The organism is Sulfurospirillum sp., assembly GCF_036802865.1.
GTDB lineage: Bacteria > Campylobacterota > Campylobacteria > Campylobacterales > Sulfurospirillaceae > Sulfurospirillum.
Map to the genome: position 1 here is coordinate 156,358 of NZ_DAIRVK010000003.1, position 13,165 is coordinate 169,522.

Genomic DNA, 13,165 nt, shown 5'->3' on the forward strand with positions numbered 1-13,165 from the left:
ATGTATGGGAGATCGATAATGAATCATTGGACAATTTCACAGAAAATTTATATTCCACTTTTTGGAGGTATTGTTATAGGATTTATTCTCATTCTTTTTTCCTCTTACCTGAGCATTCAGGGTATTGAAAAAGATGTTTATGGTAAAGAACAAGAAACATTGAAAATTTATGTCAAAAATCAACTCGAAGCAAAATATGACATTGCATTAACCAATGCTATTACCATTGCTTCTAATTATTATGTTATTGAGGCGTTATTGGGTAATGACCGTGCCATTGCCATTAAAGGGCTTAAAGAGCTTACCACTCTCTATAAAGAAAAAACAGATTTTAAAGAAGCCCAGATTCACATCCACACCAAAGACATTAAAAGTTTTCTTCGTGAATGGATGCCAAACAAATTTGGCGATGACCTCTCCAGTTTTCGTCAAACCATTAAAAAAGTCAAAGAGACCAAACAACCTCTTACTGCCATTGAAATGGGCGTAGCAGGTATGTCACTTCGAGGGGTTGCTCCGATTATCAAAGAGGGTGAGTATTTGGGTTCGGTTGAATTTATTGACTCATTTGATGCTGTAGCAAAAAGCGCTAAAACAGATATAGGCGCTAGTGTGATCTTTCTCACCGACAAAAAACTACTTAACTTAAGTGCAGGTGCAAAAGATGCACTTTTAGCCAAAGATACAGCTCTTTCACAAGCCAAAGCAATAACCGATATGAAACTCTTTGATGAGATTAAAGATCTCGATCTTTCAAGCAAAGGGAAAAGTTTTTCAACACAGACGTATTTCATCGTAAGAGATGAGCTTAAATCATTTGATGGAACAAGAGCAGGTGAAGTTTTAATCGCCAAAGAGCTACAAGCAGTTAAAGCAGTCGTTCATGAAGCACAATATGTTTTGGTAAAACAGATCGTTGTTATGTCTATCATCACCATGATTATTATGGGTATGCTCGTTATCACCCTAAAAAAAGCGGTTATTGATCCTGTAAAAGAGCTCAAATTAAGAGCCGATAATCTTGCCAGTGGTGATGGTGACTTGACAAAACAAATGGATGTTTTAAGTGGCGATGAGATCGGTCTTGCTTCTAAAGCATTTAATCTGTTTATCGACAAAGTAAGAAATACCGTTAGTATGGCAAAATCTTCGAGTAATGAAAATGCCTCTGTTGCCAATGAACTTACCTCCACAGCCCTTGAAGTAGGACGAAGAGCCGAAGAGACATCGGGTATTGTCAATGAAACCAATACCATGTCACGCAACATCAAAGAAGAGCTTTCTACCTCATTAATAAAAGCAAAAAAATCCGAAGAAGAGATCGCACAAGCACATACTAAATTGATCAATGCTAAAAATCAAGTGAACAAAATGGCAGACCAAGTCCAATCCAGCGCACATACCGAAGTTGAACTTGCACGTCAAATTTCACAACTAAGCAATGATGCAGACCAAGTTAAAGGTGTTTTAACCGTTATTTCGGATATTGCTGATCAAACTAACCTGCTCGCACTCAATGCCGCCATTGAAGCAGCACGTGCGGGTGAGCATGGACGAGGTTTTGCTGTTGTTGCGGATGAAGTGCGCAATCTTGCAGAACGAACACAAAAAAGTTTAACAGAGATTAATGCCACTATCAATGTTATCGTTCAAGCGATTAATGATGCCAGCGATCATATGAACAATAACTCCAAAAGTATGGAAAATCTCACGAAAATTGCTTCAGAAGTGGAAAAAAACATTAATGAAACAGCTATTATTATGGACAATGCAACCATTTCAAGTGAAAATACGGTGAAAGATTACGTTGAAACGGGTAAAAAAGTAGATGCCATTGTTGCGAAGATCGAAGAGATTAACACCATCACACTGAGCAATACTCGCAGTATGGAAGAGGTCAGTAGTGCTACAGAACATCTCAGCGATCTTACAGAAAAACTCAACGGTGTTTTGGGAAATTTCAGAACCTAATGTGTTGATAAAGGAGTGTTTTTACACTCCTTTATGTCCAAAAAAAGTATAAAACGCTTGCGTCACTCTTTTCGCTTCTTCTAAACTCACCGCTTGAAATCTCACCCGTCCACCGGAGCGTAACTGCGCTAATTTAAAACAATCTACGGCAATGACTGAGCCAATTTTGGGGTAGCCTCCAATGGTTTGGCGCTCTTTTAAAAGTACTATGGGTTCACCATGACTTGGAATTTGCACGGCACCATAACAAATAGGCTCTGAGAGAATTCCACTCTGAGCAGGAGCCACTTTTTCACCACTTAAGCGATACCCCATTCTATCGCCCTCACCTTTAAACGTATAAACACTGTTAAAAAAAGTCTCTTGCGCTTTTGAGTCAAACATCTCTTCTTGGTAGCCTTTGACCAAGCGCAGGATTATCTCATCAGGATAATGCGGTATAAACTGCTTTTCAAGTTTTCGCCTATCCATCGGACAACGAGCCCCAGAGGTTGGAAGTATGTCACCTGCTTTCAGCTTTCTACCCTCAATGCCACCGAGTCCTTCTTTGATACTGGTTGAAAAACTTCCATAAAGGTAAGGTGTTTGAAAACCGCCTGCAACGGCAAGATAGGTAAATTGCCCTTCACTCGCATACCCAAACGTTAAAATATCGTTTTTTTTGAGTTGATGGACTTGCCATAAACCAAGTGTATGACCGTTGAGTTTAGGATGCATTGATGCTCCGCAAATAGCAATGCACATCTCATTTTGAACTTTAAACGAAGCCCCACCTAGTGCTATTTCTATGACGGGAGTATTGAAATCATTGCCCACTAAAAAGTTAGCATAGCCAAAAGCCATCTCATCCATAGCCCCACTTTGAGTCAGCCCAATGTCACTAAAACCTCTACGCCCTGCATCTTGAACACAGCTTTGTATACCACCATTTTCAACTAAAAAGCCACTCATAAAGCACCTCCTAGTTTTAAAAATTCCTCTTTAGAAATAGACTCATAGCGCACGTGATCGCCTACATGAAAAAGCGAAAGCCCCTCATACGAAGCGTCAAACATTACCATAGGCGTTCGTCCCAAAATTTTCCAGCCGCCAGGACTTTGAGCAGGATAAACCGCTGTTTGTCTGTCTGCTATGGAAACACTCCCTTTTGGAACAGCTTTCCTTGGACTTGCTAAGCGCGATGTCGCCAAGCGTTCGTCTATTTCACCCAAATACGCAAACCCTGGTGCAAATCCGATCGCATACACACTGTACACTCTACCCGAATGCAACGCTATAATTTCTTCAATGCTCATATTTTTTTCGTGTGCCAAAAGCTCTAAATCAAGCCCTACTTCAGGGCCATAATAGGTTGGAATCGTAATGATTTTAGGCTCGCTCATCGCAATCTCTTCGGCATGATGGATGATCTTCTCGATCTTCTCGCACACACCATCAAAGTCAAAATGCATCAGATCATAGCTTATCATAAGCGATGCGTACGAAGGAATGATTTCAAAAAAACTGGCGCACTGCACAGCTTTTAACGCAAGGTAGCTTTTTTGCACTTCTTGGGAAATGCGTGGGTCAATGGTACTTCCAAAATAGACAATAACGGATGATTCCGAAGCAATTTTATAAACCCTACTCACATGCTTTTCCTCAGAGTTTCTACCAATACAACGGCTTCTTCGTTATCGCCATGAACGCACAAGGTATCTGCTTTAAGGGCAATTCTTTTACCCGAAATGGTCTCAAGAACGCCCTCTTTTTGAAGCAATTTTAAACGCCCAATAACCGCATTAACATCGTGAAGTACTGCACCTTTTTGGCTCCTTGGAACCAACAAGCCACTCTCATCATATGCCCTATCGGCAAACACTTCATACAAAAGCTCCAATCCTAACTCTTTAGCAATAGCCTCGTACTTTGAGGTATCGACCATGGAAAGAATCATCAATTTGAGTTTTGGGTTTAAACGTGCAACCCCCGTAGCTACAGCTCTAAAAATACGCTCGTCTTTCATCATATCGTTGTAAAGCCCGCCGTGAGGTTTGACATAGGAAAGTGTTGCACCATTCGCCGTAACGAAAGCCTGAAGTGCTCCAATTTGGTAAATGACCATCGACTCAATCTCTTCAAGTGAACAGACCATACTGCGTCTACCAAAACCTACTAAATCAGGATACGCAGGGTGAGCACCAATGGTTACGCCGTGTTTTAGGGCAAGTTTAATGGAACGATCCATAATCACAGGATCTCCCGCATGAAATCCACAGGCAAAATTCGCCATATCGACATAAGGCATAATCAATTCATCCAATCCCATTTTCCAAGAACCAAAACTCTCACCTGCATCACAGTTTAATTTTATCATCTGTTCATCCTAATTTAAAGGTACAAGACTCTTTTCGTAATAATGTTACCATAGCTGGAATTATTAAAGTATTATAGTAAAAAAGAATGTTACTGCTGAACTTATAAAGCCTCTTTTTTCACCAAAACTGTTTTCTTCAAAAGAGCGTTAACCGTATCCTTTTGTACCCTTTGTTAAAGGTTAAATCACACAAATGTCACACAAATATGTTATACTTTGCCCAACATCAGAAGTGATGCCATTTGTTAATAAGCAGCAGGTTGTTGCTAACAAAATTATCATACATGGAGCCCCAATGAATTTTTACAACCAATCAATACAGTTTTCTCAAAAAGAGATCGCCCCACACGCTGCACAATATGACCAAGATGCAGTTTTCCCCAAAAAAATATTTGATAAGATAGGTGAAGAAGGCTACTTTTCACTGCTGATCCCGACAAAATACGGCGGACAAGGAAAAGGTTTAAGCGAACATGCACAAGTCTGTATGGCATTTGCCGAAGGTTCTGCTACGGTGGCACTGTGTTATATGATGCACAACGTTGCCTTAATGTGCCTAAGCAACCACGCCGATGAGACACTCAAACAACAAATCTTTACCGATGTCATCCAAAACAAAAAACTCTTAGCCCTTGCGTACAGCGAAGTGGGTACAGGTACACACTTTTATAAACCCGAAATAACCGCACACTACACCGATAAAGGCGTTATTTTAAATGGCGCAAAAAGCATGGTTACCTCGGCTGAATACGCATCGTATTATCTCGTATTATCGCCTGCAAAAGACCCCGAAAAAATCAATAACTGGATTGTTCCAAAAGAGACAAAAGGCTTAAGTTTCGCACTTTCCACATGGGATGGTCTTGGTATGCGTGCCAATGTTTCATGTCCTATGGAGCTGAACGATCTCTTTTTAGATGAAAGCTACAAAATCGGCGCAGAAGGAGGTGCTATGGAGCAAGTCTTTACAACCGTAGCTTCTTTCTTCCTCACAGGCTTAGCGTCTGTTTACAGCGGTTTGAGTACCAACATCTACCAAGAAGCACTCAACCATGCGACGACACGTAAATACTCCGAAAGTGTTTCGCTGGCTAACATTGAAACCGTTCAAATCCACTTAAGTAATCTCTACACCAAAATGATGGCATCTCGAACGATGGCATTTGAAGCGGCACGCAGTTACGATGCTGGTGAAGCGGATGCTGTGCTTAAAATTATTTCTGCACGTATTTTTGCTTCTGAAAGCGTCATTGAAAACGCAACGATTGCTATGAGAGTGGGTGGTGGTAAAAGTTACAATAAACAAACTCCGCTTGAGCGATTGTTAAGAGATTCATTTGCGGGACACATCATGGCACCAAGTGTGGATGTGTTAAAAGTGTGGCTTGGCAAAGCCGTCTCAGGACAACAAATCCCTTAACCAATATAGCGTTCTTGCAAAACTAAGTTTCAAGAAGTTAAAGCATCAAAGGTGCGTGGGCTTTGTGCCGAGCAAAACCCAGTGTAACGTAACTTTTAAAGCTTTGCTTTAAAGGCGTGTTTGAAGTTCGGTAAGAACTAAATTAATAAACAAGGCAAAAATATGAATCACGAAACCATAAAAATTGGTGCGGTCATTTATGACCCAAAAGTAACTGTAATTTGGGGTATTATCGCCAATTTTTTCCTAGAAAATGGCGTCAATGTCGAGTGCCTCTTTTTTAAAGATTATGAAACACAAGTCGATGCACTTTTAAAAAGCGAAATCGACATTGCATGGAATTCACCTTTGGCATGGGTGGATGCTGCAATGCGTTCTCACAACAGATGTATCAAAAGTGCGATGCGCGACACAGACCAAGATCGAAAATCTGTTTTTCTAACAAGAGCTGACTCCAACATCGCTTCGTTACAAGAATTAAAAGGCAAAAAAATCGGATTTGGAGCCATTGATTCACCTCAGGCGCGCCTGATTCCTATGAACTTTTTAGCACAGAATGGCTTGAAGGCGGGGAGAGACTATGAAGAAGTAGTCTTTAATATCGGCTATGGCTTGCATGGCGACCATGTGGGTGGCGAACGCGATGCTCTTCACGCTTTGCAAAATGGATTGGTCGACGCATCAGTCTGTGTGGATTTAAATTATGAAGCGTGGAAACAAGACGGCACTCTCGATGAAAAACAGATTGTTTGTATCGAGAAAACGCCTTATTTTGACCATTGTATCTTTACGGTGAGAGAAGATTTTCCACTTGAACGACTGAAAGTATGGGAAGAAACTCTTTTCAAAATGGATTATAACAACCCAGAGCATAAAGAGATGATGGACATGGAAGGTCTTAAACAGTGGGTCAAAGGCAGAACTTCAGGGTATGCACAACTCGAAGAAGCAGTAGCGCTCTTAAATTTTTTCAAAAAAGCGTAGCACCATGAAAAATCAAATGCCTCTTTTTCCTATTAGCCTCATTGGGAGTTGGCCAAGAGAGAGTAAAATCTTAAAATACCTTCATAAAAATGAAGAAAATGCCACTTTCCAAGCGCTGATTGAGGAGCAAACCAAAGAGATTGTCACCATTCAAGAAGAAAACGGTGTCGATATTATCACCAGCGGAGAGCTTTCACGCGATAATTATTGCTCCTTTGTGGCACAAAAACTCTTGGGCGTTAAGCTCTTCTCAATGGTCGAAATGCTCGATTACATCGAGGATAAAGAGGCATTTGAGGAAATTCTCACCAAACTGGATGTGCCAGGATTTAGCATTAAAAATGCCATTTGCGCCGATAAAGTTGTTTACCATAAAAGTTTAGTCAACGACGAACTCTCTCTTTTGAAACAATGCACCCAAAAGCCCATCAAAGCGACCTTACCAGGGCCTTACCTCTTAACACGTTCTATGTGGCTCCCAAATCTCTCTCAAAAACATTACAGCAGTAAAGAGGCGTTAGGGCAAGACATTATCCGTGTGCTGAAACAAGAAGTAGATGTTTTGGTACAAAATGGTGTGTATATGATTCAACTCGATGAGCCTGTTTTAACCGAAGTTGTTTTTACACAAGGAAAGCCTAGAAGCTTCATGTGTGCAGCACTTTCGGAGAGAAAAGACCCCACTGAAGAGTTACGCTTTGCAACAAAGCTCATCCAAGAAATCATGGAGTACATCAACCAAAAAGGAATTATCTCGGCATTACATGTGTGCAGAGGCAATTGGAGCAGCGATGAGAGTACCCTTTTAAGTGGTCCTTACACCCCTTTGGTTCCTTTGTTTGAAGCATCAAAGGCTCAGGTTTTACATCTGGAATTTTCAACACCACGTGCGGGTGAGATCAGCTCACTTTTTAAGAACAGTACGCTGGGTGAAAAAATCATTTTAGGATTAGGGGTGTTAAACCCTCGAACGGCTGAAATCGAAAATGTTAGCGATATTGTCGCCAAAGTAGAAGAAGCACTGCACTATCTGCCTAAAGAGAAAATTTGGCTGAATCCCGATTGTGGATTTGCAACATTTTCCAACCGACCTGTCAATATTCAAAAAATTATTGAACAGAAACTACAGGTCTTGCACAGCGCGGCCAATACCTTAAGAACCCGATATGCATAAACATTTTGTTAATGAGCAAACGTCCTATTTATCGTCATTTCGCATTTTTTTATCGCATGAGAATGAAGCAAAGTTTTACACACGTAACCAGAGTATTATCATTAAAGATATTGCCACATTTGATTCCAAAGCCACCATGTTATCCAGCATAGAACTCTTTGTTGCTTCGTTCGCAAGCAGTTATATTTTAGCCATTAAAAAAGAGGCTAAAAAAGAAAAAATTATTCTTGAAGAGATTGAAGCGCGCTTTATATGTCATCTTGAAAATCCCCTTGAACTTTTAGGCGTTGTCGGTTACGAGGATGAAGCCACGATAAAAGCATTAAACGGTGATGTCTATATCTACTCGGAAATGGATGCGAACCCCATTAAGCTTCTTGCGCAAAGAGCATTACACAAATCCATCATTTATAAAATGCTCAATACGCAACACATTAGCGTACACATCGAACCTAAAATCATCAGCGTTTAACCCTTGCTTTATCCATTTTGAAAACCTTTTTAAAACTCAGGTTTACTCCTTTTTCATAGGCTCAATACAGATAATTCGTAGTATAATGATAAAAACTATAGTATGTATTGAAGGTATTAGTATTATGAAATATGATGTTATTGTAATTGGTGGTGGACACGCAGGTATTGAAGCCTCTTTGGCGTCCGCAAGATTAGGGCATAAAACCCTTTTAATTTCTATCCTTGCAGAGCAAATTGGAGCAGCAAGCTGTAATCCTGCTATCGGTGGACTGGCAAAAGGGCACTTGGTCAAAGAACTTGACGCTCTTGGCGGACAAATGGCACTTGCCACCGATAATGCAGGTATTCAATTTCGTACCCTCAACCTCTCCAAAGGTCCAGCCGTTCGTGGTAGTCGCGCACAAATTGATATGGACAGATACCGCATTTACATGCGTACCATCGTTTTAAGTACTGAAAACTTGAGCGTTGCACAAGAAGTTGCTGATGAAATCGTTACACAAGATGGAAAAGTTACAGGTGTTATTACCGCAATGGGCAACCATTATCATGCACAAAAAATCGTTATTACCACAGGAACATTTTTAAAAGGTCTGATTCATATTGGCGAGTACAAACACCAATCAGGTCGCGTGGGTGAATTTCCTTCTATGAATCTTTCAGATTCTATTCGAAAACTTGGCATTACTATGGGACGCCTCAAAACAGGCACCTGTGCGAGAATTGATGCCAAAACCATAGATTTTTCAAAAATGGAACTGCAACCAGGCGACGAAGATCCGATTCCTTTTAGTTTTAGAACCGATCGTGCAAGCTTTAAACCGTTTCAACTTCCTTGCTACATTGCTTACACCAACGAAGAGACACACACCATCATCGAGAGCAATTTCCATCGTGCCCCTCTTTTCACAGGACAAATTGAGGGCATAGGTCCTCGTTATTGCCCAAGCATTGAAGATAAGATCAACCGTTTCCGTGACAAAGAGCGCCATCACCTTTTTGTCGAACCTCAAACAAGAGAAGCTACCGAATACTACATCAACGGTTTTAGCACCTCTCTTCCAACCGATACACAACTTGGTATGATTCATTCTGTGGAAGGAATGGAAAATGCAAAGATTGTTCGCTTTGGTTATGCCATCGAGTACGATTATGTCGATCCTACCGAACTGAACCATACATTAGAGACCAAAAAAGTCTCAGGTCTTTACTGTGCAGGACAGATCAATGGAACCACAGGCTATGAAGAAGCTGCGGCGCAAGGTTTAATGGCAGGCATTAATGCTTCGTTGAGCCTAAGAGATGAAGAGCCACTCATCTTAAGACGGGATGAAGCCTACATCGGTGTTTTGATTGACGATTTAGTCACCAAAGGAACTAAAGAGCCTTATCGTATGTTTACAAGCCGTGCAGAGTATCGCTTATTATTACGCGAAGATAATGCTGATTTAAGATTAACACCTTACGGGTACAAAATTGGGCTTATCGATGAACAAACCCATGATAAAGTAGTCAAAAAGCAGATGCAAATGAATGAAGGTTTAGCGTATTTGGAAGAGACAACACTTACGCCATCCAATGAAAACAATGCATTTCTAGCGAGTATCGGCGAAGATAAGATTACCGATAAAGTCACGCTTCAAAAGATTGTCGCACGTTCTGAATTTACTGTAGAAAAATTGGAAAAACTTGCACCTATCGTAAGTGGTTTTAGTGAAGATGCCAAAGAACAAATTCTTGTCGAAGCCAAATATAAAAATTATATTCTCAAGCAAAAAGATCAAATAGATACCATGAAAGAAATGATCAACATTAAAATTCCACCTATGATGGACTTTAGTTCAATTTCAGGATTAAGCAATGAAGTGGTAGAAAAGTTACAACGTTTTAATCCACCGACTCTTTTTGCAGCCAGTGAAATTAGTGGTATTACACCTGCAGCGCTCGACATTTTGCATGTCTATATAAAAATTTTTAATAAAAAATAAAATTGTTACAAATAACTAATGACTTATATCATAGATTCTTAATATAAGATGCGATAAAATTGTCACAAATTAAACAACACGAAAGGAAGACGGATGGCTGTTGAAACAAGCAGAAGAGACTTTATAGGCATGGCATTCGGCGGTTTTGCAGCGGCAGGTGGCGTAGTAGCCCTTGGCGCTATGAAAAAGACTTGGGATCCACTCCCAAGTGTACAATCTGCTGGATTCATCACTGTTGATCTCTCTCCAATGAAAGAAGGAGAAGTGCAAACGATCCAATGGAGAGGAAAGCCTATTTTCATCTTGCGAAAAAGCGCAGAGATGCCAAAGAATGAGAAGCGAGACATTGTCGCAGGCGGGAAAAGCTATGCGGTTATGATAGGTCTTTGTACCCATCTTGGATGTATTCCAACATGGATGCCAGCATCTAAACAGTTCAAATGCGCCTGTCATGGTGGCGAATTTGATGCAAGTGGTGTCAATACATTTGGTCCACCTCCACGTCCAATGGATATTCCTCCCTTTAAAATAGATGGAGAGAAACTCGTCCTTGGTGAAGAAGGTCCTGAGTATAAAAAACTAGTAGCTAAGAAAGCGTAAAGGAGGCAACCGTGGCAGAAATTAGAAAAGCGACAGGCTTTATCGATTGGCTCGATCAGCGATTAGCAGTTAATAAATTCATCAAAGTTATGATGACAGAATACTGGATTCCTAAAAACATCAACTTCCTTTGGGCAATGGGTGTTGTTTTAATGGTTCTCTTTATGGTTCTGATCGTCTCAGGAATTTTCCTTTTAATGTACTACAAACCAGACATTAAATTAGCATTTGACAGTGTCAACTACACGATCATGCAAGAGGTAGAATACGGCTGGTTATGGAGACATATGCACGGTGTTGCAGCATCCGTTATTTTTCTTGTGATTTACATCCATATGTTTACAGGAATCTATTATGGCTCTTACAAAAAAGGACGTGAACTCATCTGGTTAACCGGTATGGCTCTGTTTGGTATGTTCTCAGCAGAAGCGTTTAGTGGTTATATGCTCCCTTGGGGACAAATGAGCTACTGGGCAGCACAAGTTATTACTAACCTTTTTGGTGGTATTCCCGTCATTGGTGAAGCTTTGGTCGTTTGGATCAGAGGTGACTTCTTGGTTGCAGATGCTACATTAACACGCTTTTTCATGTTACATGTACTTTTACTCCCACTGGTTATTCTTTTACTCATTGCGGTTCACTTCTATTCTTTAAGAGTACCTCATGTTAATAACCAAGAAGCAGAAGAACTTGACTTTGATGCTGAAGCTAAAAAGTATCTTGATGGTAAAAAAGTAGAGTCTAAAGTGGTACCTTTCTGGCCAGTATTCCTCTCCAAAGATTTCTTTGTTGTAGGTGTTGCCCTTACGGTATTCTTCTACCTTGTCTGTTTCCACTATGACTTTGCTATGGACCCTATTAACTTTGATCCTGCAAACAATATGAAAACACCTGCACATATCTATCCTGAGTGGTATTTCTTGTGGAGTTATGAAGTATTGCGTGGTTTCTTCTTTGATATTGGTGGTATTGCCGCTATGGATATTGGTTTAGCAGCATTTGGCTTTGCAAACGTTATCTTTATGGTTTTCCCATTCCTAGATAGAAACACCGATCATGTAGCACCAGCACATAAGCGTCCTGCATTTTTCATTTGGTTCTGGGTACTTTTAGTTGATATGATTGTTTTAACCGTTTACGGGAAGCTACCTCCAACAGGTGCGAATGCATGGGTTGGCTTTGGTGCAACCATTGTCTTTATCACGCTATTTATTGTTCTTCCAATTATTACTAAAATGGAAGCGAAATGTTGTCATGGGGGTTGCAAATGAAAGAGTTGAAAATATTAGCGGTTGTAATTTTCTTTACGGCTGTTGTTTATTTCGGAGTTGAACCATTTGCGCATTCTCAAATGCATCCACATGTTGCTCCTGCTGACTTTGCATTTAAAGATTTAGGTGCAACCGAGAAAAAAGGTGATGCGGCAAAAGGCGCTGAAACTTTTTTAAGTGCAGGTTGTATTGGGTGTCATGGTGTAGCAGCGGCTAATATGCCAGCTCCCATGGATAATGCAAGTGCTTCTGCAACCTTTGGTGTTGTACCACCTGATCTTAGCAGTGCAGGCGCTATCTACGATAAGAACTTCTTAGCGGCACTGATTAAAGAGCCAACAAAAGCGCTTAAAGTGGAACATAAATTCAATGAGACACGTCCACATCCAATGATTCAATTCTTTGGTTTAGGTGGGGATCTTGATCAAGAAGTGGCCGACATTGTTGCGTATCTTCAATCCATTGCACCTGCTAGTATTGATGATAAAAAAGTCTTTGCCGATGCATGTCAAAGATGTCATGATATGAAGTATGACAAACTGATGAGTACCACCGATAAAACAGCTTTAATGGCGTATATGGGTACTACTCCGCCTGATCTTTCAGTGATGATTCGTTCTCGTGGAAATGAGTATCTTACGACCTTTATCAATAATCCACAAAAACAACTTGCAGGTACATCAATGCCTCGTGTTGGGTTGACTGAAAAAGCTCAAAATCAAGTGGTTGCGTATATGGATAAAGTAGGTGATCGCAAAAAGGCTGAAAGAGAAAGTCTTGGGTATAAACTCATCGCTTACATGCTTGTCTTTACGCTTCTTGCTTATGCTTGGAAAGTCAAAATCTGGAAACAAGTTCACTGATCATAATCTGTAATTACACACACGCACCTCGCCACCTCAATTTTGGTGGCGAGATAACAGGAGG

General features: G+C 40.5%; 12 protein-coding genes. 9 read left to right on the forward strand and 3 right to left on the reverse strand.

The window, feature by feature from the left end:
• Positions 1 to 18: 18 nt before the first annotated feature.
• Complete coding sequence (locus tag V7Q04_RS08555) at positions 19 to 1,971, forward strand: methyl-accepting chemotaxis protein (protein WP_333804580.1); 1,953 nt, start codon at positions 19 to 21, stop codon at positions 1,969 to 1,971.
• A gap of 21 nt (positions 1,972 to 1,992) precedes the next feature.
• On the opposite strand, the gene V7Q04_RS08560 is transcribed toward V7Q04_RS08555, so the two are convergent.
• Genes V7Q04_RS08560 through V7Q04_RS08570 form a run of 3 tightly spaced genes read right to left on the reverse strand, consistent with a single transcriptional unit; the run spans position 1,993 to position 4,327 of the window.
• Positions 1,993 to 2,922 carry a biotin-dependent carboxyltransferase family protein gene (locus tag V7Q04_RS08560; protein ID WP_333804581.1) on the reverse strand — a complete coding sequence of 310 codons (930 nt, stop codon included), beginning with the start codon at positions 2,920 to 2,922 and terminating at the stop codon, positions 1,993 to 1,995.
• Complete coding sequence (gene pxpB, locus V7Q04_RS08565; protein WP_333804582.1) at positions 2,919 to 3,602, reverse strand: 5-oxoprolinase subunit PxpB; 684 nt, start codon at positions 3,600 to 3,602, stop codon at positions 2,919 to 2,921. The genes V7Q04_RS08560 and pxpB overlap by 4 nt, the downstream gene beginning before the upstream one ends.
• A complete protein-coding gene (locus tag V7Q04_RS08570) occupies positions 3,599 to 4,327 on the reverse strand; it encodes a 5-oxoprolinase subunit PxpA (RefSeq protein ID WP_333804583.1) in 729 nt (242 codons plus the stop codon). The genes pxpB and V7Q04_RS08570 overlap by 4 nt, the downstream gene beginning before the upstream one ends.
• A 295-nt stretch (positions 4,328 to 4,622) precedes the next feature.
• On the opposite strand from V7Q04_RS08570, the gene V7Q04_RS08575 reads away from it, so the two are divergent.
• The 8 genes from V7Q04_RS08575 to V7Q04_RS08610 all read left to right on the forward strand — a co-directional run bounded on the left by V7Q04_RS08575 (position 4,623) and on the right by V7Q04_RS08610 (position 13,101).
• The gene (locus V7Q04_RS08575) at positions 4,623 to 5,747 is read left to right on the forward strand and encodes an acyl-CoA dehydrogenase family protein (RefSeq protein WP_333804584.1); all 1,125 of its coding nucleotides are present in this window, start codon (positions 4,623 to 4,625) and stop codon (positions 5,745 to 5,747) included.
• 162 nt (positions 5,748 to 5,909) lie between these two features.
• Positions 5,910 to 6,731, forward strand: coding sequence for a phosphate/phosphite/phosphonate ABC transporter substrate-binding protein (locus V7Q04_RS08580; RefSeq protein WP_333804585.1), 822 nt, complete (start codon positions 5,910 to 5,912; stop codon positions 6,729 to 6,731).
• A 4-nt stretch (positions 6,732 to 6,735) separates the two neighbouring features.
• A complete protein-coding gene (locus tag V7Q04_RS08585) occupies positions 6,736 to 7,905 on the forward strand; it encodes a cobalamin-independent methionine synthase II family protein (RefSeq protein ID WP_333804586.1) in 1,170 nt (389 codons plus the stop codon).
• A complete protein-coding gene (locus V7Q04_RS08590; RefSeq protein ID WP_333804587.1) occupies positions 7,898 to 8,377 on the forward strand; it encodes an OsmC family protein in 480 nt (159 codons plus the stop codon). The genes V7Q04_RS08585 and V7Q04_RS08590 overlap by 8 nt, the downstream gene beginning before the upstream one ends.
• 124 nt (positions 8,378 to 8,501) lie before the next feature.
• Positions 8,502 to 10,367, forward strand: a complete 1,866-nt coding sequence (gene mnmG / locus V7Q04_RS08595) for a tRNA uridine-5-carboxymethylaminomethyl(34) synthesis enzyme MnmG (RefSeq protein ID WP_333804588.1) — start codon at positions 8,502 to 8,504, stop codon at positions 10,365 to 10,367.
• Between the two features lie 93 nt (positions 10,368 to 10,460).
• Positions 10,461 to 10,967 carry a Rieske 2Fe-2S domain-containing protein gene (locus V7Q04_RS08600; RefSeq protein ID WP_333804589.1) on the forward strand — a complete coding sequence of 169 codons (507 nt, stop codon included), beginning with the start codon at positions 10,461 to 10,463 and terminating at the stop codon, positions 10,965 to 10,967.
• An 11-nt stretch (positions 10,968 to 10,978) separates the two neighbouring features.
• Complete coding sequence (locus V7Q04_RS08605) at positions 10,979 to 12,238, forward strand: cytochrome b (RefSeq protein ID WP_333804590.1); 1,260 nt, start codon at positions 10,979 to 10,981, stop codon at positions 12,236 to 12,238.
• On the forward strand, positions 12,235 to 13,101 hold the full coding sequence (locus tag V7Q04_RS08610; RefSeq protein WP_333804591.1) for a c-type cytochrome: 867 nt from the start codon (positions 12,235 to 12,237) through the stop codon (positions 13,099 to 13,101). The genes V7Q04_RS08605 and V7Q04_RS08610 overlap by 4 nt, the downstream gene beginning before the upstream one ends.
• Positions 13,102 to 13,165: the final 64 nt, after the last annotated feature.